A 20959-nucleotide genomic window follows, 5' to 3' on the forward strand; every position below is an offset into this window, starting at 1 on the left:
CATGTCAGAAATAAAAAAACAAAGTATTATCAGGGAATTTGGCTTGTCCAGCTTCAGTGTGGACAATGCTACCTCGGTGGTAATTTTGACCTTGATCATTACCGTCCTTGGCTTGGGTGCTTACCGTACCATGCCTAAGGAGAGTTTTCCGGAAATCGTAATTCCTACAGTTTACATCGGTACTCCATACCCAGGCAACTCGCCAGTGGATATGGAAAATCTGATCACACGTCCTATCGAGAAAGAGCTGAAATCCTTGAATAACGTTAAGGATATCCGATCTACTTCAGTACAGGATTTTTCATCTATTGTGGTAGAGTTTAATCCAGGAATTGAAATCTCGAAAGCTATTCAGGATGTAAAAGATGCAGTAGACAAGTCAAAAGGTGAATTACCCTCTGATTTGGATCAGGATCCCAATGTAGTGGAAGTCAATACTTCTGACTTTCCGATCATGAATGTCAATATCTCAGGTCCGTATTCTGAGCAGGAGCTGAAGAAATATGGGGAATACCTAGAGGATGCCATTGAAAAACTTCCTGAGATTTCGAAGGCTGATTTGGCTGGAACTGTAGAAAGAGAAATCCAGATCAATGTGGATCCTTATAAAATGGAGGCTACTGGAGTGAGCTTTGGAGATATTTCTGGAGCTATTCAGGCTGAAAATATGACCATGTCCGGTGGTGCAATCAAAGCGGGTGATTTTGAAAGAACTGTCCGAGTGGATGGGGAATTCACTGAGCCAAGCCAGCTTTTGGACATTATCGTCAAGACAGATCAGCAGAAAATCGTTTATCTAAGGGATGTAGCAGAAATTAAGGATACGTTTAAAGACAGAACTTCCTACGCCAGAAGTAAAAACCTTCCGGTGGTAACCATCAATGTTACCAAGCGAAGTGGAGAAAACCTTCTGGATGCAGCGGATAAAATCAAGGATATTATTGAAGCCACCCAGAAGAATAGATTTCCAAAAGATTTGGAAATCACGATCTCCAATGATCAGAGCAAGCAGACTCGTCTTCAAGTAAGCGACTTGGAAAACTCCATCATCTTCGGGATTATCCTGGTGGTATTGGTATTGATGTTTTTCATGGGTTTCAGAAATGCACTCTTCGTAGGTTCTGCGATTCCATTATCCATGTTTATTTCTTTCCTGATCCTAAATTCCTTTGGGATTACCCTCAATTTGATGGTGCTTTTCTCCCTCATCCTTGCCTTGGGGATGTTGGTGGATAACGGGATTGTTGTCGTGGAGAATATTTACCGACTCATGCAGGAAGGCAAGCCTATTCAAGCTGCTGCAAAAGAAGGGGTCGGGGAAGTGGCTTGGCCAATTATTACTTCTACGGCTACCACACTTGCGGCCTTTTTGCCATTGGCATTTTGGGATGATTTAGTGGGTGAGTTTATGAAGTATTTGCCGATCACGCTGATTATCGTATTGTCCTCTTCATTGTTTGTTGCCTTGGTAATCAACCCGGTAATGACTTCCTTATTTATGAAGGTGGATGATGCTACCAAAAATAAGCCGAAGCAAAAGCCAATAATCGTATCGGGAATTTTCTTGATTTTGGCTACCATATTTTACCTAGTAGGCTTTACAGCAATGGGCTCCCTTTCCTTGGTAGCTAGTGTCTTGACTTTGTTTAATGTGTTTTTGCTTAGGGACGCCATTCGTTGGTTCCAGACTGTTTTCTTGGTCAAGTTGGAAAATTTTTATGAGGCTACTTTATACAAAGTTTTGCATGGAAAAATGCCAGTGATTGTGTTGTCAGGAACCTTTGGTTTGTTGATCCTTTCTTTGGTTTTATTGGGAATACGTTCACCTAAGGTTTTGTTCTTTCCGGACAACCAACCCCAACTCATTAATGTGTTTGTAGAATTCCCTATTGGAACCGATATCGAAGCGACCAATGCATTTGTGGATACCATGGAGGATGAAATGATGGGTGTTTTGGAGCCATTCGGTGGAATTTTGGAATCTGTAATCACACAGGTGGGAGAAGGAACCGGAGATCCAACCGAAGGTCCAAGTCAGCAAGCCACTCCGCATAAAGCGAAAATCACCATTGGGTTCGTGGACTACATTGACCGTCAGGGAATCAATACCAACGAGGCGATGGATGCTATCCGAGATTTGGTGCAAAAATATCCTGGGGTGTTGATTACTGTAGATAAGCAAAGAAATGGTCCTCCAGTAGGCAAAGCGGTTAATATTGAATTCGTAGGGGAGAATTATGAGGAATTGATTGCTTATGTCAATGATGCAAAAGAATACTTGGAATCCAATAATATTCCTGGATTGGAGGAATTGAAAACTGACCTTTCTACCGGTAACCCAGAATTGATTGTTCAGGTTGATAGAGAAACTGCCAGAAGATTTGGACTGTCCACATCTACAATTGCCAGCGAATTGAGAACCTCACTTTTTGGATTGGAAGTTTCCAAATTCAAAGAGGGAGAAGAGGATTATCCTATCCAATTGAGATTGGATGAAAACTACCGATATGACATCAATACCTTGGTGAATAAGAAAATCGGTTTCAGAGATAAATTCGGTACCAAGCGGGAAGTTCCAATTTCGGCAGTTGCCAATATTCAGTACAGCTCTACTTATGGATCGGTGAAAAGAAAAGATTTGGAGAAAGCGATCACCGTTTACTCCAATGTTTTGGAAGGATATAATCCAACTGAAGTCAATTCACAAATTCAAAGCTTGATGGCTAGCTATGAAGTTCCTGACGGAATTACGGTAAAGTTTACCGGTGAACAAGAAGAACAGGCAAAGTCAATGGCCTTTCTCTTAAGAGCCTTAGCAATTGCTGTTTCCTTGATCTTCTTGATCATCGTAGCTCAGTTTAACTCAGTAATCAGTCCATTTATCATCATGACTTCCGTACTCTTCAGTACCATTGGAGTATTCCTGGGTCTGGTGATTTTCAATATGGATTTCGTAGTGATCATGACAGGTATTGGGATCATTTCCCTTGCCGGGGTAGTAGTAAACAATGCCATCGTATTAATTGACTACACCGATTTGGTTAGGGCAAGAAAGCGGGAAGAAAAAGGCTTGGTGAAAGGTCAATACTTGGAGTATGAAGAACTTCTTGGAAGTATTATCGAGTCAGGAAAAACCCGTCTTCGTCCAGTGTTGCTGACAGCCATTACTACGGTACTTGGATTGATTCCTTTGGCTATCGGGATGAACATAAATTTCAGTACGCTTTTGAGTGAATTTGATCCTCAATTCTATGTTGGAGGAGATAATGCAGCATTCTGGGGACCTATGGCTTGGACCGTGATTTTTGGGTTAACCTTTGCTACACTCATTACGTTAGTGATCGTACCAGTCATGTATTTGTTGGCAGATAAGCTCGCAATGAGAATTCGAAAGATCAAAGCATGATTGATTTAAGGTTGGTGGTTTTTTTTGACAAAACCTCCGGGACACTGTCCCGGGGGTTTTTAATTTTTTAAGGAGATATTCCAGCCTGCATTTTGTAAATTCGTGCTCCCAAAAAAGAACTTGAAGAGATGCAGGAAATGAAATGGTACGTCATGTACACCACCTCCAGGGCTGAGAAAAAAGTAGCTGACAGACTGAGAGAAAGAGGTTGGGAAGTGTACTTGCCTATAGTAGAGGAGCTTAGACAGTGGTCGGACCGAAAGAAAAAAGTACAGCGGGCCTTATTCAATGGGTATGTTTTCGTCAAGACCAATCGAAACCAACTTTGGGAATGTCTTCAGGTACCCGGAGCTGTAAAATTTGTTCATTTTTCTGGGCAGCATGCCACAATTCGGGAGGAAGAATTGGAAATTATCAAGAGGGTCATTACCACCGGTGTAGCTGTGGAAACAGATGGATCTGATATTGAGCCCGGAGAAAAAGTCCAAGTCATGGGTGGTCCACTTCAGAATATGACCGGAGAAGTAATCGAGCGAGGAAATAAGGACTATTTTTTAATCCGAATTCCTGGAATTTACCAAAACATGCTGATAACCATTGAAAGGAAATTCCTTCAAGTAATAGAAACACATAAGGCATAAAAAAATCCCGCTCTTGCGGGATTTTGCTTTTTTATTCTCCATATGACTTAGGAATAAAATATCTCCTAAATACGATCTGTGCCTGGAATAAATGATCTCCAAATCGATTGAAACCTACATTTCCATCTAGATTATCAGTAAAGGTCCAAAGCATCGTGCCTTCCCCCGCGATATCTGAATACGGTCCAACTCTCAGGCTAAGTCCAGCTCTGACTGGAACATATCCAGTAGTAATGTTCTGCTTGGTAGGATTTTCCTCAGGGTTGAAAGATTTCGTTTGTTGAGTGACCACATGCATTACACCCAATCCAGCGCCTCCGTAAAGATTCACTTTGGAGCGGTGCATGTGGTTAGAAAATGGAACTAGATAAAAGCTCGGAATCAAATCGAAATAATAAGCAGGTCCTTTGGCTGTAAAGGATGCATTTTCAAAAAACCATCTATCACGGATAGTAGTACTCGGATTTCCTCCGCTGCTGATCCATTGAACTCCGGTAGTTGCTCTTAACTCGACCATAGGGCTCATCTTTTTAGTAAGCGCCAATGAAAAGGCAGGTTTGATTGCAAAATTCATGGCTCTGTATTGTCCACCATTATCCAGATAGGCAAAAGAAGGTCCTACACCAACGGTTAAGATATTGTCTCTGGATATTCTTTCCCTGTAAAAACTCTGAGAAAAGGCATTTCCCAAAAGCGCAGAGAAAAGAATGGATAATAAAAGTGGTTTACTAGTTTTCATATGGTAATCTACTGATAACGTGCAGCAAGAGTATTTACCGCATTCCCAACAAACATGCCAAGAAGTTCTCCTTTGGGTTTTAACTCTTTTTGTTTTTCGAATTTATTCCCCGTCGAAAGCCTTTTGGATTTCCTCCTCAGTGCTTCTTAATTTGGTTCTACAGAATTTAACCAACTCAGAAGCTTCCTTCACAAGGTCAGAAAGTTCATCAACAGATTTATTGCCCTCTTCGAGTTGGGATAATATCAATTCCAGCCTTTGCATGGCTTGGGTATAGCTCATTTCACTCATTTTCTTTTATTTCTGTAACGGTACTAGTCAGCTTTTGGTATTTGGAAATAGTTTGGATCGCATCCCCAACCTTCACCTTTGCAAGATGGATTGGCTTTCCTTCAAGTTCTGTTCGAGTATAGCCTCTTTCCAAAATAGTCTGTGGATTGAGTTGTCGTATAAGAGATTCTTGATTGGATATCTTTTCCTCTTGTTTCTTTAAAAAAGTATGGGCTGCTTTTTTCAATCCCTTTTCGAAATTATCCAAAGCTATATCCTCCATTTTGATCAAATTCCTGGAGGAAGAAATAATTCGATTGGCCAGGGTTTTGGCTTTTTCCTTTTCCATGGAAATTCTATTTCCCCCAAGAAACCTTGCTTTCAGCGCATATTGATGAATTTTATTCCCTTCTTCCTTCAATTTGGAGCGGGTAGCCCGATCGAGTCTCTGTAAAGTAAGTCCAATGGTTTCCTCAAATTCCCTAAATCCAGAAAGTAAGAATTCCGCCACCGCTGTAGGAGTTTTTAATCGGGTATGTGCGACCAAATCAGCTACAGTTTCATCCCGTTCATGACCGATTCCAGTAAAAATCGGAAGCGGGAAATTAGCCATCTTGGCTGCCAAGCGGTAATCATCAAAGCAATCCAAATCCAATTGTGCTCCTCCGCCCCGGATCAGAATCACCGCATCAAGATTTAGAAGCTCTTGCTCCTTTTCTACTTTTTCTAAAGCTGAGATGAGGCTGTTCACCGCCTCATTGCCTTGCATCAGGGAGGGAAAAAGCTTGTGGTAAATTTTATAGCCGTAGGAATTGTTTTCCAATTGATTCACAAAATCCCCATAACCAGCAGCAGTTGCGCTGGAAATCACTGCGATTTTTTGAATGACTTTTGGGAGTTCAAATCGTCCATTCAACCGGATTAAACCCTCCTGGGTCAATCGGTCGATGGTTTCCTGTCTAATCCTGGCCCGCTCACCCAAAGAATAGGAGGGGTCAATATCTTTTACATTAATGCTCAGCCCATAGACAGGATGGTAATTTACTGCCACCTGGGCCAAAACCTTCATCCCGTTTTTCAGGCTAGTTCCGGTAACGGACTCAAATTTTGAAGAAACTGATCTATATGTGAATTGCCAGAGATTGGCCCGAATTTTTGCCAAAACCTGATTCCCCTCTTTTTCAACCAACTCAAAATAAACATGCCCTTGAGGCACTTGTCTAAAATCTGCCAATTCGCCCACCACCCAATAAACCGGCTCCAATTCGGTCTCGAGTACCACTCGGATTTGCTCGGTCAGTTGGGAAACGGAAATGGGATTCATTCAATTTACTTTTGGTAAGCTGCTTTGATTTGGTTGCTAAGCTCAAGGCTAGCCCGTAGCATGGGAAGTCTCACCTGATCACTTTTGATGATACCCATGTGGAAAAGAAGGTTTTTGATTCCAACAGGATTTCCTTCCTGATACATCAGTGAATTAAGGGGAAGAAGTGAGAAAGTGGCTCCCAGGGAAGTGGCCTGATCTCCTTGAGTGATTTCTTTGAAGGTCTCTGGAAGTGCATTTGCCAAAACAGAAATAATTCCTGCTCCACCAATGCTCATCATGGCCTTGGTCAGTAAGTCGTCTCCCGAGATCAAAAGAAAATCTTTCGGCATTCCAGCAGCGATTTGCATGCATTGTTCCATGTTTCCACTCGCTTCTTTCATTCCCACAATATTGGGATGATGGGAAAGTTTCAAGGTAGTTGCAGCTGTCATGTTGGACATTGTTCTGCCCGGAATATTATAGAGAATCACCGGAGCGGGCGAAACGTCAGCAATTGCAGTGTAATGTGCTACGATTCCATCCTGACTTGGCTTGTTGTAATATGGACTTACAGAAAGGATGGCTGCGACTCCGTAAAAGTCGGTGTTCTGAATTTCCTGAATGACCGCTTGGGTATTGTTTCCACCGATTCCTAAAACCAAAGGAACTCTACCTGCATTGTATTCTAAACATGCTTTTAGCACCTGTTTCTTTTCTTCCGAAGTCAATGTGGCAGCCTCTCCGGTAGTTCCTAAAACCACCAAATAGTCTACCCCTCCAGAAATCACATGATCGATCAAGTTTTTCAGACTTTGAAAGTCTATGGATTGATCGTCATGAAAGGGAGTAACCAGTGCTACTCCGGTGCCTTTGAATGCGTTCATGGGAAAATTAGCTTAGGGCTGCAAAGATACATCCTTGGATGGTTTTTGAGTCCCGTTTACGTAAAAAATGGGGTTTAATCGATTTAAACTCTGTTTTTAGCTAAAATAAAATATGAATATCCGCAATCTTAAAACTAGGCAGGTCATTGGTTCTATAGATTGCGGATATTCGTCGACTGACCACAGACGACAGTCCACAGCACCTCAAATCAGACTTCATATCTATTCTCATTTAGTACCTGGTAGCAAAGCGGATAATCCTAAAATAAAGAATGATAGGATTTCTTTTTCAAAAAAATGGGGTTTGCCCAAAGAACAAACCCCAAATGCTTTTTTAAGGAAATAAAAGCTGCCTAAAAGGATTTTCTTAGGCCCATTTTAAGCTTGGAACCTGATTAGGTTGAATCCTCTGCTTGATGTAGCTGGCCCATTTTCTCGCGATAGAGTATTCATCAGCCAAATGGTTGACTTCGGTCTCATCGTAGATTGGAAGGCTTTTGGAAGCTTTTGAACTATCCTTGAAATGAAGCACCAAATCCAGGTATTCCAATTTTTGCTGGCGTTCTCTGTGATGTTTTATTTCCCTAAAATGGGTATCCAAACTGATATGATCTACTTCATCAAGACGAACTAGAGTTTGGGCAGGGAAATGTCCATGACGGCAATACACCAGAATATTTTTCTCCTGGTCAATTCCCAAGGTATAGTGATTTCTCCAGCTCTGAATTTTGTCCAGGTGAAGGTTTTGGGTTTCCACAAATTCCTGAAAACTTGGACAGACAGCTTGTTCTTTTTTAGTGGACTGGTAAATATGTAATAGGTAGGGAAAGCTTATAAGTAGCAATCCCAATGATGCAATAAGCACCTCGGAAGTGATTGTTTCCATGATTTTTAAGATGAATTGAGTTGTTAAATGATTTAATAGCGGGATTAAATCGACTCAATTACCAAGTGTGGAAAAAGTAGAAAAAGGTAGTTTTTACATCAAAAAGTGGAGTGGATCCATACTCCGATTGATGGAAGTCTGGAAGTATTTCTGCTGTTGGATTTAATTCGATCCAATTGGTATTGGCTCCAACAAGGATTTTAAGGTCAAGTTCAAAATCTGGAACTTCAGGGAGTTGGATAGACTCCTCGAAATGAGGAATGCTCGATGAAATAGAGGTTTTTTGAAGATTTTCCTGTTCTGCATTGGCCTGAGAAGGCGCAAGGAAAATCAAAAACAGGCCAAGTATCCAGTTGGTCAAAAGTAAAACCGATGTTACTTGTCGTTTCATTACCACGTATTTACGAAGAAAAACGAGGAAGAAGTCAAGTTTGGTGTGTTAATTTTTTTAAAAGGGGGATATTGTTTACAAAATCTGCCAGGAAGGTGTTTTTGATAAAAAGACCACCAAATTAAAGTTTTCAGAAATTTCGGAGAATTGACGAGGAAACGCTATGAACGTGGACGAATTTCCCCTCATATAATTATGAACTTTTAGAGCTTTTGGAATTAATTTTTCCGTCCAGAGGATCAATCAGAAACAATTTAATTAGCAGGAAGGAATTCGACCCTATGAAAAAGTGAATCGATTTGGGGTTTAGGAAGTATTATTAAAAAAACAAGAATGGTTTCTTGGTTCTAATTTGTAGATTCTTTTAGAAGAAATCAATTCCAAAGTGCCAACCTTTTCTCAATCTCTCTTTTCAATCCTGCTGCTTGATACATGGAATTGATTTTAGGCATCTCGGATAGGATTTGAATGGCTTTAGATTTTTCAATCAATCCCTCCGAGACCAGTTGATCCAATATCCAGAAAATCCCATGATAGGGGAGGTTCAGTTTCCCTGCAAAGTCACGCACCAGCTTATCACTGCTGATGACGATCGCGCCGCCAAGTTTCTTTGCCAAATAGATTACAGAACGGTCTTCCTGTGAAAGTCCTCGGGGAAAAGCAATCTGTTTCATTTCCAGAAAATCATCCTCCTGGAGATTATGTATATGCAGTTTGCCAACGGATTTGTAGGCTTCCAGAATTTGCTTTTGTTCTGGATAGAGTTCATTGATTACGGCTACGGATGTATGGAGTTCAAGATCTAACTGGAAAAACGAAGTGATCATTTCCAGCTCGATCAGGTCTATAAAAATACAAGCATCCGTAACCGCTACTCGCATCAGATCACCATATTTTCCTTTCTAAATTCCGCCAGTTTCTGATTCTTAAGCGACGCTGCTTTACTCATAGAGATGAAGTCCTCTGCCAATGCCCTGAAAAGCAATTGTGAAAAGCGGTTGGAATGCTCTGACCCTTCATAGGCTACAGGTTCATTTTTCCGATAGCCCAATTGATTAAACATCGCATAAAACTGTCTAAAGTAGTTGTCTGAGATCAAGCCGAGATTCTTTGCACGATAAACCAAGGCCTGCATGGAAATTCCATACTGCTGCTTAATTGCGGCCAATTCATGGAAAGAAAGCTTGGTGCGCTTGCCTCCCAACTCGATCCGAAGTCGTTCTTCGGGAATCAGCATCGCAGTGGCAAAAGCATGGCAGAATTTCTCCTTTTGGTTTTCAGGAAGGTGATTCACCTCCAAGATCAAATGCGCCAACTCGTGCAAGGCGGTAAATCGCTTTCGGTCAGGGGCATCATTCAGCTTTGCCTTGTTGAGGACGATCAGAGGAATATTTTTTCCATTTACCCAAGTACAAAAGCCATCAAATTCCTCAGTGGATTCTATTTCCAAAACCTTTACATGATGGTCCTCCAAAAGTTCGATGACATTGGAAAGCGCACCAGTGCCCAAACCCCAATGTTCTCGTAGCTTGAGGGCTGCTTTCTCAATGTCCAAAAAAGAATGAATAGAAATATTGCTTACCGGATTCTCAAACCGAGTCTCAATACCCAGAATCTGTTCCAATTCCAGATACCTCCCCAATTCGTCTTTGGCGATTTCCACGATTCGGGTTCGTTCCTTAGCAGGATAGCTTTCCAGCTTGCGGAATTCGATAGTTCCAAACTCCAAGACTTGATCGGAGAAAAAATAATCTGGTCGTACTCCCAAAGCCTCGGATAAGATTCCTATCATTTCACTGTCGGGAACGACCTGTCCCAACTCGTACTTACTTAGGGACTGCTTGGTGATCCGATTGTTGATTTTGTCAGCCAAGCCCTGAAGGGAAAGTCCATTCATCAGACGGGCTGATTTGAGGCGTTCGGCAAAGTAGTTCATGATTTGGGTTTTTGTGTGTCAGTTTACGTTGACAAATGTACTGCCATAATTTACATATTAAAGTAAAAATATGTTAACTGTCACTTAAGTATGATAGATGGTATTGTCAGTAAATACCTGTAATTCTGACAAAATGGCCTTGAAATATCTGCTTTCACGAAATTTATCAAGTTTGGAACTCAATTGACAAACTTTGATGTTTATTTAATTATTGTCAACTACCATAAAACAATTATATCATGTCAAAAGGCAAAAATCAACATGTAGTACCTCACCCGGGCGGTTGGGGGGTAAGAGGTGAAGGTAATGGAAAAGTAACCAGAGTTACCGAGACCCAACGGGAGGCTATTCAGATAGCCCGAGAAATCGCTCAGAATCAACAATCCGAATTATTGATCCATGGAAGGAATGGACAGATTCGGGAACGGGATTCATTTGGAAATGATCCATTTCCACCGAAGGGGTAAAAGCCCCTTCTTTAATTCTTTTTAAACAACCACTAACTGAAATTAAAATGGCCAAAAAATTCAACGCTGCTCAGTTCAGGAGTCAGCTAAACCAGTCAATCAATCGATATAACCAGCAAGTCCGAGAGTACAATAGGAAAGTTGATCAAGCCATCAATAAATACAACCAAGCTGTAAGGCAACACAATGCCAGAGTGAAAGCAAATCGGCAAAGATTGAATTCAGCCATAGCAAGGTTGAATTCACAGGCATCAATGCGGTACTCAGTTACCAGCTCCTCTTCGATCAGACTCTATCAAAGTTACCAGCAATTGGATAATCGCTATGAGTCAGGGTATTTGAATGACAGTTATGGGGATTGGATTGACTTGGCAGAAAGAGAAGCCGCCAATAGTGCTGAGCTTTCAAATTCCCTTCAAGCCCCAGCAGAGTCAAGTCAATTTATTGGACCTGTGATCACCTCAACTATCTCCTATGAGTTAAAGGGAATATCTGAGGATCTTGATAATCGATGGAAGGGAGCCATATTCTCACTTAATCCTCATAATCCGGATGCTGCACGACATTTTTGCACTAGTTCTAGGGAAGTGATCATTCAGCTAATTGAAATGAGAGCACCGGATGAAGAGGTTAGGGTTAATTATCCGTCGGTAAAATTTACTGAGAATGGAAAACCTTCTAGAAGATCTAAAATTGAATACCTCCTTCACCAAAATCAGCGAGAAGCCTTAGCAGATTTCACTGAATCCAACATTGAGGATATCATGATTCTGTTCCGAGACTTCAATAATGGGACCCATGGCTCCGCCGGAAGATATTCCTATGATCAGCTTCTGAAATTGAAGACTAGGGTGGAGGATTCGATAAAGTATTTGTACAATATTGCATATAATTAGTTTTTTAACATGAATAATTGGTATCTATCCGAAAGCCTTAAATCAAAAGAATTGACCACAGATTCAAGGAAAATAATTTCCGAGGGTTGGACCTTGCTTGGGAAAGCGATGGATTCTATTACCTCAGTTCCAATATTTGATATGGTTTCTTCCATCTCAGATGGTATAATTGCCATTAGGGAATATAGGATACTAAAAATGATTGCCCACTTTTTTGAAAACTTTGATTCTCTTAATTGGGAAGAGAGAATGGAATTTTCATATCGTCTTCAAACAGAGGAAGAGTATGAGGATTTTACAGAAAAAATACTCTTTTACCTAGAATCTCTTCAAGACAAACAAAAAGCTATTTGGATTGGAAAAATGGCTATTGGATTAGCAAGAAATAAAATTTCAATGCATCAATTTGAATTATCCGTTTTTGCTATTCAAAATTCTATGCCTGGTGACTTGATTTTACTCAAAAATGTATTTTACCAAGCAATCAATGAAAGAAAAAATGAATTAGTCACAGAAAGAAATACCGATTGGCTAGAAACATATGTATTCCAATATATTGGATTACATTACTATAATTCAGACGGTTTACAAAATTTAAAGAAAAGAACCATTAACAGCTTTTTATCTATTGGTTTAATGGAACGAGAGATGAAGGAATTTAAAAAAAGTGCCAGAGATTTAGGGTTAGATGGAGGTGTTAGTGTCTTGGAGGGTTACAGGGAAATATATTCATTTTCTGAAATTTCTTTCTTAATTTTTATGTGCGCTTTAAAAGATTAGAATTTAATTCTGTATTTCTATTTTATTATGCTTGACAGATGGTCAATTATTCCCCATTTCAAGTTTGGTTTCTATGTATTTTTTACTGTAAAGAACTTTTTCAAAATGTTTAATTTGGGTTTCTTCTAAATCAAATTTATATTTTTTTTGCCATGTGTTGATTAGTCTATAAAGCCTTGGTGATATTTTTAAATTATATTTTTCGGAATAGTAAATTGAATTTACAATACACAAATCCTTTTTCAAATTCTCTCTAAAAACATAATCAATCTCTCTGGTTTTCAAGAATTTAAGAAAATCTTCTGTGTAATAAAACTTTTTATCGTTTATTGAATAGATAATTGATGAAAAATTAAAAAAAACACTTTTAGGTAAGTATGAAAATAGTTTCCATTCAATTCTCTTCTCTATATTTAAAGCCCAAGTATTTTCAACAAGCCATAAATCAAACTTTTTAGCACCAAGGTTAAATTTATATCCCCCAAAAGAATTAACACTATATGTATTTTCCTTTAGAATCTTAGAAAGATCCACAGAGTTTCCTACAACTAAATCGACATCCCTAATGAGATAATTATGAAGAAAATAGTTTCTTATTATGCCGCTAAACAAATAAACATTAGTTTCAAGAGTGAGGCTTTTGATAAAATCAAAAGCTTCACCCTCTAAAGCATCCTCAAGATAACGATAGAACTTAAAAGCCTTAGAGTCTACCTCTTCGGATATTTTCCTATATTTTCTGACCACTGATTCTTTGATATTGATCCAAGGCAAACTGATCGGTCATTCCTGAAATAAAATCAACTATTATCTGCATTTTGGAATAAGTCGAAAATTTATCAAAGTCATCAATTGAAGTGTCAATCTTCATGGACCTTATTACTCCGCCAGAAATCATTCCTTTAGCTCTTTTTCTATAATGCTTATCTTTATTAAAAACAAAATCAATGTAATGATTGAGGAGTCCTGAAATTGCTGAATGGCCTGTAACTTCTAATTGTAAAATTTCCCTCTTAGGAAATATTAATTCATCACAAATTGCTTTAAGTTTAATAGATAACAAATTATCTGAGAGTAATTCTTTGTGATAATCACCATTGCTAATACTATCCAAGTTATCTAAAAATTCCTTCAAAGAAGCTTCAACGAGATTTGCTATAACCCCAATTCTAAGACGGACCATTTTAGTTATTTCTGCTCCTTCACCATCAATTTCATCAATTGACTCTAATAACATTTCTAAGCCCGGAACATCCTCCAGATATTCTTTAATTTTCGGGTAACTGAACCAATCTTTATTGAATCCATCCTCTACATCCATAATTCTGTAGCAAATTGTATCAGCGGCCTCCATTATGAAGGATAAGGGGTGTCTGAAATAAATACCATCTTTTTCTAGCCCACAATTTTCTGCTATTCTCTTAAAATAATCGATTTCAGATTGGAATACACCTCTCTTACTCGTTGATATTTTACTTTCATCTGGATCCCCAAAATTGGGATATTTTAAAAACGCCCCTAAAGTTCCAAAGGTCAGATTTAATCCTGCTTTTTCATTAAGAGTTTGCAATTTGGTCAAAACTCTTAACCCTTGAGAATTTCCGTCAAAATGGATGAAATCTTTCCTTTCCTCTTCATTTAATTCACTTTCCCATTTTTTGTCTTTAAATAAATTTTTGAAGAATGTTGCGATAACTCTTTCTCCAAAATGTCCAAAAGGTGGATTCCCAATATCGTGTACAAGACAAGAATTCCTTAAAATAACAGGGATTGAGCGGAATGCTTCATATTCGGTTTTTCCAATCTTTTCAAGAAAGTCTGTATTTGTGCATAGCCTAAGTCCTAGCGAAAAGCCGATTTCCGAAACCTCCAAAGAATGCGTAAGTCTTGAATGTATGTTGTCGTCTGTAGTTAATGGAAAAACTTGAGTCTTATCATGCATTCTTCTGATAGCAGGACTAAATGTGATTCTTCCTGTATCACTTTCAAACTCATTTCTTGGATCAAGTCCAACTGTTCTTTTAGATTTCTTTATACGGTCGGGAGACAAAAACTTATCCCATTTTTCTTTTAATTCATTCATATTTAAATAATTATGAGTTTTCATTATTGATAGAGTTAGATTCAGCCGCCATCAGCACCTCGCCAACCTCCCTCACATACTCCTTCCCTTCCTGCCCAACCAACTCCCCACGAAATGCCTTTGCCAATACTGCCTGTGGCATTTGATCAATCTTTGCTTTTAGGCTTTGATATTGGAATTCGATTTTTTCAGCGATACCAAAAAGGGCATCGACTCTTTTCACGATTTCTTGCTGCTCGTTTTTTGTTGGAAATGGGAGTTGTATTTCTTTGAATCTTTTGAGACTTATTTTTTGATGCGCAACTCCCTTAGTAATTCCTTCAATTTGTTCTTTAACTAGCTTAGAGGATATTGCAAACTTGTAAAACTTTGGAACAAAGTATTCTTTCCAGACACGTACCTTTAGGACATCACTTGTGATTATTCCGTCTTTTGAGTTTTCCGGATAAATTTCGCAGTCTCCCGGAGGGGTACCCATTTTTGTAATCAATAAGTCTCCAGACTTAACAGAGTGAGGGATTAATTCAACAAACTTTGCCTTACTTACAAATTTAGGATCTAAGTCCTTAAAGTTATTGGCAATAACATTCCTTACAAAGATTAATGGATGCCCTTCTGTTGTGTAGTCACTTACTTTTAAATTGCTGCCGAACGGACCTATGCCAATCGAATATCGTTCGGGTGCAGATATGAAACTTGGATTTACACTAATCCAATCTTCCGAAAACAGATCACCCGAAGTATCTATTTTTGTAGAATCGTCTAATTTATCTAAGAAATTAGCCGATTCATTTTTATAGATTTCTTTTTTAAGGTTAATAATTTTCTGCCCCTCTTCTAATGATAAATCTTGGTTAATGCTTTGGTCTATTCTCCACTCCCTCGTCAAGTCCCCCGTCACTGCTTGGGTAAGCACCTGCTGACGGAAGTTTTTGAGTAATTCCGGAATCCGATCCAGCTTCTCCCTCAACACATCCAAATGCCCAAAAATCGCATCCAATCGGGATACAATGCGCTTTTGTTCGGGGAGGGGAGGAATTGGGATGATTGTATTTTTTGCAAACTTTTGGTTAATTCCTCCTTGTGCCGAACCTGTAAAGTTTTCCAAAATCCTTATTTGCCCTTCCCTACTTCTCAAAAAATAAGAAATGAATTTTCCTGAATTCAGCTTCGTTGGTCGGCAAATAAACACATGCTCATTTACGTAAGCATTTTCAAAAGGAAAATCATTACTTACATAGGATGTCTTACCCGTAGTGGCTCCGTCCTTCACAATCAAAACATCATCCTCTTGAATCTTTCCTCGCTTCATTTTTTGCGCGAATTCATCAGGAATATATTTTAACTTATCAAACTTGAAGTTTCCATTATAATCAAGGTGTTCTCCTCCTAAACTAGGTATCCCATTTAAAATCCCTTGAACGCCACCTTTAGGACGAGAGCCTGTTTCAAGAACCTCAAGAAGATCAATTAAAGGTAATTCTTTCCACCCCTTCGGTAATCTTTCCTCTTTCATCCCAAAAGCCCAATTATCTGATCCAATTCCTTTTTAATCTCTTCCAATTCCTGAGCTGCGGCTTTGGCAATATCGATGGGATCTCCCAAGTCTGCATTTTTGGAAATACTCTCATCCTCGATGAGTCCAATATCCAAGGAATCGTTTTTGGCTGCGATCTGCTCTCTAGTGAAAACCTGCCATCTTGGATCTTGGACGGCTTTCCGCTTTTCCTCATTGATTTCTCCTTCATAGGCATCCTTTACCTGATCGAGTGCTATGCCTCCGGTATAGGCTTTGACAAAGTCGGCAAAGGCTTCCCGTATAAAAGGTGTTCGCTTCCCATAGCTTGGGGCATTGGTCCGCATGTCGTAAAACCATACACGCTTGGTATTCTCGGTTTCCTTTTTCCCTCGGGTAAAGAAGAGCACATTGGTCTTCACTCCCGCAGCATAAAAGATCCCCGTAGGAAGTCTAAGAATGGTATGCAGATCGCATTTATCCATCAAGTCCCGACGGATCTTTTGTCCATCTCCATCTTCAAAGAGCACATTATCTGGAAGTACTACAGCCGCCCTGGCCGTACCGGTATCTTTTCTCAGCGATCGATAGATATGCATCAGGAAGTTCAGCTGCTTATTGGAAGTCTTGATGGTAAAATCATCCCGAGTGGGTCGCTCCCCTCCCTGTTTGGTTCCAAAAGGTGGATTGGCCAATACTCCATCGAAATTTTTAAAACTCTTTCCCAAGTCGGTCAGGGTATCTCCCATTGCGATTCTACTTTCCAAGCCATGCAGTTTGGCATTCATCAAGGCCAACCGATGGGCATCCTGGACCAGCTCGCAACCGGAAAAGGCTTCATTCACCTGAAAATCTCGCTCCTTTTGACTTAAGGTATAATAGTCATCGGTTTTCCGCTTGAGGTATTCATCTGCGGCGATCATAAAACCAAAAGTTCCTGCCGCAGGATCATTCCATCTCTCCCCTACTTTGGGTGCTAGAAGTTCTACCATTACATTAATCAGCGGTCGGGGCGTGAAATATTGCCCGGCACCACTCTTTTTCTCTCCGGCGTTTTTCTCCAGAAGTTCCTCGTAGATGCTCGCGATCTTGTCCTGTTCCTCGTCTTCAAACCAGTCGATCTGATCGATATTGGTGATCAGCGTTCGCAGGTTTACAGGCTTGCGTAGGGTAGTGGAGGCATTTGTGTAGATCTCCGTGATGGATTCATTGGTAGACATCGTACCCAGATTGGCCAGCAAATCCCGGTAGGTATCAAAGAGTTCTTTGTTGTCTTTGATTTCTTTTAGCTTGGTCCATCGGTACTGCTCGGGAATATCCTGATCAAACTTTTTGACTTCCGACAATCTTAAAAATAAGATATAAGTCAACTCATTCAGATACTGGTGATAGGTTACCCCATCATCTCTTAGGACATTACACAGTTCCCATAGCTTCTTCGCAATCTGTTCCGCACTCATAGTAGGTTAGGCATATAGATTTTGATTCAGTTGGGCAATCACCTGCTCCAACTGCTCCTCAAATAATTTATTTAATCGATCAAACCCACCATTCTCGCTAAAAGGTGGTTGATCCAAATCTTCTTTTCTCAGGATAGTCTCTTTCAGCAATTGCAGTTCAAAACGGTCTATCCATTTCAATTGGATTTTATTCCAAGGTTTCATAGCACGGATAGAGTCCACTGCCCGTTTTATCCTGTCTTCATGACTGACCAAAGAACTTCCCAAGGATAGCGTTCGGATAAAGGAAATGATGTCTGCTGCGATATCCTCATTTTTGGCTTCCTTCCATGCAGATTTCAACTTGGAAAGGCTATAACCCTCATGATCCAAAGCCAAAAGCAATTCCTTTAGTGATTTCCTATCCAATTCGGCAGGACGACTGGTCACAATCTTCAGCGCCTCGATACGGTTTTGATTTTCCTGAATGAACTTTGCGAAGTTATCCAAATAATCGGCTGGTTTTTGACCTTTCCCATAGCCACGCTCTACTCCCAGAAGCCTGTCTTCATGTTCTGAAACCAAAGTTCCTACAGGCGAAGGTTTTAGCTCATCCAAATATTTCCATAAAGTTGGGACGGATTTCACCTTTGCTACCGCGTCTGCAGGTTTTCTGGATTTTAAATCTTCCAGAAAACTATCGGCACTTTCTCCTTTGGAATTGTAGAGAAAGGCATCCTCTTGATCATTTTCCAGGTATTTTCTTTTTCGCTGGAGTTTGGCAATTAAGGCTTCAATCTGACGCTTAGTTCGCTCCTCCTTTTCGATCTGATCCAGCTCCTCTACCAATTGCTGAAAACTGGCCTTGGGATTGGAGACCACAGGTTTCATTTGAGTAAAATCCTCCAAAGTTTCATAGATCTTCACCGCATCATAGATCTGAAAGACCTCCTTGCCGATTTCATCGCATCTACGGGTAGCTCTACCTAGCATCTGTTCGTAGAGAATTCTGGATTTGATTCTTCTCAAGAAGACCAGGTTACAAATTGCCGGCACGTCTACTCCGGTGGTCAAAAGATCTACCGTGACGACAATATTGGGGTATTTTTCATTTTTAAATCGGGCCACTTGCTCTTCGGGATCGTAGGATTTTCCAGTGATTTTCTGAATGGCATTATCAGGGACGTCCACTCCAATTGATTCAAATTCCTCTTTTAGGTATTGCACCACCCGATCTGCATGCTCGTCTGTTGCAGCAAAAATCAGTGTCTTATCATCTCCGTCTGGGTCTAAGCTTTTGACCAATTCCTTAATAACTGTCCGGTTAAAACTTTCTGTAATGACCTGCTTATTGAATCCGGAAATGTCAATCTTTAATTCATCCTCCAATTGCTCCAGTTCCACAATGGAGTTGCTTTCTTTATCGTAAATCTTGGGCTTTTCACCCTTTTCCCACTTGATTCCTTCTTCCCCAAGTTGGGTTTTGATTAAAATGGGCGGTTCATGATCGATCAAATACCCATCAATCACTGCCTCCCTATAGGAATAAGTGTACACGGCATTTCCAAAGATCTCTGTAGTATGCAAGGCAGGAGTAGCAGTCAGTCCGATGGCATGAGTATCAAAATAATCCAGAACCATCCTGTACTTGCTCACATAGTCCCGCTGATCCCTGAACTCCAAATCATCCTCATCCAGTTCTCTGTCTAGAAGGTATCCTCGGTGGGCTTCGTCTACGATAATGCAATCGTACTGATCGATCGCGGGTATATCCTCTCCTTCATTGTAAAAAAGTCTTTTGACCATGCCCTGCACCGTGGCAAAATGGAGACGCGTATCCAATTCAGGTGTCAAATGCTTTAATTCCTTGACATCATAGATTTCAGCGAAAGTATTGAGTCCGATAATCTTGTTATCCTTGAATGCATTGATGGCCTGCCGAGCCAATAATCTCCTATCGACCAAAAAGAGTATTCGCTGAAATCGATTGGATTGAATCAGGCGATAAGCAAGTCCGATGATCGTTCGGGTTTTCCCTGTCCCCGTTGCCATCGTGATCAGCGTTCTCCGATCTTCCGGTTTAGCTATCAACTTCCTTTCTACAGCTCTAATCGCTTCAATCTGATATTTCCTAAGGCCTAGGCCTGTTTCTGCTTCTAAAAAATCAATGGGTTCGCTTTGAAGCTTGAGTTCAGACTCCTTTCGGTCTTTTTCGAATAATTTGACCAAACCTTCGGGACTATACCAACCTTGCAGGACTCTTGATCGATTGAAGGGATTTCGTACATCCAAAAACCAGACACCTGACTTGGTCTTGATTTGCTCGAGAAAAGGTCTCCCATTGGTAGAAAAAAGAAAGGGGACCTGATACTTTTCCCACTTCCCCAACAAAGCAGCCTCATGCTTGACCTCTACCTTTTCAGCATAGATTTTGGATTGATGAAGGTCTGTTGAGATATCAGAAGCATAGCGTTTTGCCTCCACTATCCCGTACAATTCAAACCCAATAAATAAGGCATAATCTGCCCACTTCTCTCCACAAGGCCACTCGGCAATCGCTAAATTTCTGCCTCTTTGGGGTAGGGTTTTACATTTTTTGAAATTGAGCGTATTGGTATCTACTTCCCATCCAGCTAGTTTGAGTTGTTCGTCAATCAGCGTTCGAGTCTCAGCCTCAGACATTTCGATTTTACTGGCAGCCTTTTCAGAACGCACCCTGATTTCTTCTTGCTTTTCAGCAGGCAGAGCTGATTTATCACGCTCTTGAAGCAGCTTTTCAAATTGTTTTTGCAATTCAGCATGCTCCTTTTCCAGTTCATTTAGGGCATGTCGTGCATCGAGTTTAGCTGGGAGCTGAAATTGGACAGTGGATAAGCTTTGATTTTCTTCAGAATAGGATTGGTAAAACCATCGGGCAATTTTAAAGCTGGTAAAAAGCAATTCTTCAGCATCCTTCTGACTTGCCTTATTTTGATGCACCGCAATGTTGCCCTTGTGCTTGATGGAGTTCAAAAGGTCTTTGACTTGAGATGGAATTACCCCTTCCAACTCTAGATTTTTAATCCGATTATGGAACGTATTGTCATACGGAAAGTCCAAATGATGCTCCTCAAAAAGGTATTCCGTCAGTCGCTCACCAAACTGTCTGAGTTTAAAAAGACAGGTAACAGGATCTTGGTGAAAGTTAAATTCTGCAGCTTGCCCAATATTAAAAAGTATGGGGAATTCAGTTTCTAGAAAGGAAAAGTTTGAAAAGGTCATAAAAAAGAATTACTACTTAGATGCTTTCTTACTTGTTTTGATTTTCAAAAATTACTTG

General features: G+C 40.2%; 18 protein-coding genes. 5 read left to right on the forward strand and 13 right to left on the reverse strand.

All coding sequences use genetic code 11. The features are described from left to right. The first annotated feature begins 1 nt into the window (after position 1). The gene (locus DFQ04_RS00135; RefSeq protein ID WP_133551480.1) at positions 2–3406 is read left to right on the forward strand and encodes an efflux RND transporter permease subunit; all 3405 of its coding nucleotides are present in this window, start codon (positions 2–4) and stop codon (positions 3404–3406) included. A 128-nt stretch (positions 3407–3534) separates the two neighbouring features. Continuing rightward, on the forward strand, positions 3535–4047 hold the full coding sequence (locus tag DFQ04_RS00140; protein ID WP_133551482.1) for a UpxY family transcription antiterminator: 513 nt from the start codon (positions 3535–3537) through the stop codon (positions 4045–4047). 31 nt (positions 4048–4078) lie between these two features. On the opposite strand, the gene DFQ04_RS00145 is transcribed toward DFQ04_RS00140, so the two are convergent. The 8 genes from DFQ04_RS00145 to DFQ04_RS00180 form a co-directional block, all read right to left on the reverse strand. Further along, positions 4079–4786, reverse strand: coding sequence for a hypothetical protein (locus DFQ04_RS00145; RefSeq protein WP_133551484.1), 708 nt, complete (start codon positions 4784–4786; stop codon positions 4079–4081). Positions 4787–4888: 102 nt separating this feature from the next. Then, entirely contained in the window at positions 4889–5077 is a 189-nt protein-coding gene (gene xseB / locus DFQ04_RS00150; RefSeq protein WP_133551486.1) for an exodeoxyribonuclease VII small subunit, read from the reverse strand. Continuing rightward, entirely contained in the window at positions 5070–6380 is a 1311-nt protein-coding gene (xseA, locus tag DFQ04_RS00155) for an exodeoxyribonuclease VII large subunit (protein WP_133551488.1), read from the reverse strand. Before xseA ends, xseB begins: the two co-directional genes overlap by 8 nt. Before the next feature lie 5 nt (positions 6381–6385). Next, complete coding sequence (gene dapA, locus DFQ04_RS00160) at positions 6386–7246, reverse strand: 4-hydroxy-tetrahydrodipicolinate synthase (RefSeq protein WP_133551490.1); 861 nt, start codon at positions 7244–7246, stop codon at positions 6386–6388. Between the two features lie 367 nt (positions 7247–7613). Next, positions 7614–8132 carry a hypothetical protein gene (locus tag DFQ04_RS00165; RefSeq protein ID WP_133551492.1) on the reverse strand — a complete coding sequence of 173 codons (519 nt, stop codon included), beginning with the start codon at positions 8130–8132 and terminating at the stop codon, positions 7614–7616. Positions 8133–8190: 58 nt separating this feature from the next. After that, positions 8191–8523, reverse strand: a complete 333-nt coding sequence (locus tag DFQ04_RS00170; protein ID WP_133551493.1) for a hypothetical protein — start codon at positions 8521–8523, stop codon at positions 8191–8193. 374 nt (positions 8524–8897) lie between these two features. Further along, complete coding sequence (locus DFQ04_RS00175; RefSeq protein WP_133551495.1) at positions 8898–9404, reverse strand: PIN domain-containing protein; 507 nt, start codon at positions 9402–9404, stop codon at positions 8898–8900. Continuing rightward, positions 9404–10459 (reverse strand): helix-turn-helix domain-containing protein, encoded by a 1056-nt coding sequence (locus DFQ04_RS00180; protein ID WP_133551497.1) that lies wholly within the window; start codon positions 10457–10459, stop codon positions 9404–9406. The genes DFQ04_RS00175 and DFQ04_RS00180 overlap by 1 nt, the downstream gene beginning before the upstream one ends. A gap of 239 nt (positions 10460–10698) precedes the next feature. On the opposite strand from DFQ04_RS00180, the gene DFQ04_RS00185 reads away from it, so the two are divergent. From DFQ04_RS00185 to DFQ04_RS00195, 3 genes are read left to right on the forward strand one after another with little or no spacing between them, the layout of a single operon-like run. Next, positions 10699–10926, forward strand: a complete 228-nt coding sequence (locus tag DFQ04_RS00185) for a DUF2188 domain-containing protein (RefSeq protein ID WP_133551499.1) — start codon at positions 10699–10701, stop codon at positions 10924–10926. Positions 10927–10973: 47 nt separating this feature from the next. Beyond that, positions 10974–11822 carry a pPIWI-associating nuclease domain-containing protein gene (locus DFQ04_RS00190; protein WP_133551500.1) on the forward strand — a complete coding sequence of 283 codons (849 nt, stop codon included), beginning with the start codon at positions 10974–10976 and terminating at the stop codon, positions 11820–11822. Positions 11823–11831: 9 nt separating this feature from the next. Continuing rightward, complete coding sequence (locus tag DFQ04_RS00195; protein ID WP_133551502.1) at positions 11832–12602, forward strand: hypothetical protein; 771 nt, start codon at positions 11832–11834, stop codon at positions 12600–12602. Between the two features lie 42 nt (positions 12603–12644). Here DFQ04_RS00195 and DFQ04_RS00200 read toward each other — a convergent pair whose 3' ends face one another. The 5 genes from DFQ04_RS00200 to hsdR are packed head-to-tail and all read right to left on the reverse strand — an operon-like array spanning position 12645 to position 20901. Then, a complete protein-coding gene (locus DFQ04_RS00200) occupies positions 12645–13349 on the reverse strand; it encodes a hypothetical protein (protein ID WP_208110494.1) in 705 nt (234 codons plus the stop codon). Further along, entirely contained in the window at positions 13333–14709 is a 1377-nt protein-coding gene (gene dgt, locus DFQ04_RS00205; protein WP_133551506.1) for a dGTP triphosphohydrolase, read from the reverse strand. The genes DFQ04_RS00200 and dgt overlap by 17 nt, the downstream gene beginning before the upstream one ends. Further along, positions 14696–16201: a restriction endonuclease subunit S gene (locus DFQ04_RS00210; RefSeq protein ID WP_133551508.1), complete on the reverse strand. Its 1506-nt coding sequence runs from the start codon at positions 16199–16201 to the stop codon at positions 14696–14698. The genes dgt and DFQ04_RS00210 overlap by 14 nt, the downstream gene beginning before the upstream one ends. Further along, positions 16198–17661: a class I SAM-dependent DNA methyltransferase gene (locus tag DFQ04_RS00215; RefSeq protein WP_133551510.1), complete on the reverse strand. Its 1464-nt coding sequence runs from the start codon at positions 17659–17661 to the stop codon at positions 16198–16200. The genes DFQ04_RS00210 and DFQ04_RS00215 overlap by 4 nt, the downstream gene beginning before the upstream one ends. Before the next feature lie 6 nt (positions 17662–17667). Continuing rightward, the gene (gene hsdR, locus DFQ04_RS00220; protein ID WP_133551512.1) at positions 17668–20901 is read right to left on the reverse strand and encodes a type I restriction-modification system endonuclease; all 3234 of its coding nucleotides are present in this window, start codon (positions 20899–20901) and stop codon (positions 17668–17670) included. Positions 20902–20959 lie beyond the last annotated feature (58 nt).

Source organism: Algoriphagus boseongensis, assembly GCF_004362805.1.
In the GTDB taxonomy this organism is placed as follows: domain Bacteria; phylum Bacteroidota; class Bacteroidia; order Cytophagales; family Cyclobacteriaceae; genus Algoriphagus; species Algoriphagus boseongensis.

Coding starts and splice junctions, on each gene's coding strand:
- DFQ04_RS00135 (WP_133551480.1), top strand. CDS start 2: ATGTCAGAAATAAAAAAACAAAGTATTATCAGGGAATTTGGCTTGTCC.
- DFQ04_RS00140 (WP_133551482.1), top strand. CDS start 3,535: ATGCAGGAAATGAAATGGTACGTCATGTACACCACCTCCAGGGCTGAG.
- DFQ04_RS00145 (WP_133551484.1), bottom strand. CDS start 4,786: ATGAAAACTAGTAAACCACTTTTATTATCCATTCTTTTCTCTGCGCTT.
- xseB (WP_133551486.1), bottom strand. CDS start 5,077: ATGAGTGAAATGAGCTATACCCAAGCCATGCAAAGGCTGGAATTGATA.
- xseA (WP_133551488.1), bottom strand. CDS start 6,380: ATGAATCCCATTTCCGTTTCCCAACTGACCGAGCAAATCCGAGTGGTA.
- dapA (WP_133551490.1), bottom strand. CDS start 7,246: ATGAACGCATTCAAAGGCACCGGAGTAGCACTGGTTACTCCCTTTCAT.
- DFQ04_RS00165 (WP_133551492.1), bottom strand. CDS start 8,132: ATGGAAACAATCACTTCCGAGGTGCTTATTGCATCATTGGGATTGCTA.
- DFQ04_RS00170 (WP_133551493.1), bottom strand. CDS start 8,523: ATGAAACGACAAGTAACATCGGTTTTACTTTTGACCAACTGGATACTT.
- DFQ04_RS00175 (WP_133551495.1), bottom strand. CDS start 9,404: ATGCGAGTAGCGGTTACGGATGCTTGTATTTTTATAGACCTGATCGAG.
- DFQ04_RS00180 (WP_133551497.1), bottom strand. CDS start 10,459: ATGAACTACTTTGCCGAACGCCTCAAATCAGCCCGTCTGATGAATGGA.
- DFQ04_RS00185 (WP_133551499.1), top strand. CDS start 10,699: ATGTCAAAAGGCAAAAATCAACATGTAGTACCTCACCCGGGCGGTTGG.
- DFQ04_RS00190 (WP_133551500.1), top strand. CDS start 10,974: ATGGCCAAAAAATTCAACGCTGCTCAGTTCAGGAGTCAGCTAAACCAG.
- DFQ04_RS00195 (WP_133551502.1), top strand. CDS start 11,832: ATGAATAATTGGTATCTATCCGAAAGCCTTAAATCAAAAGAATTGACC.
- dgt (WP_133551506.1), bottom strand. CDS start 14,709: ATGAAAACTCATAATTATTTAAATATGAATGAATTAAAAGAAAAATGG.
- DFQ04_RS00210 (WP_133551508.1), bottom strand. CDS start 16,201: ATGAAAGAGGAAAGATTACCGAAGGGGTGGAAAGAATTACCTTTAATT.
- DFQ04_RS00215 (WP_133551510.1), bottom strand. CDS start 17,661: ATGAGTGCGGAACAGATTGCGAAGAAGCTATGGGAACTGTGTAATGTC.
- hsdR (WP_133551512.1), bottom strand. CDS start 20,901: ATGACCTTTTCAAACTTTTCCTTTCTAGAAACTGAATTCCCCATACTT.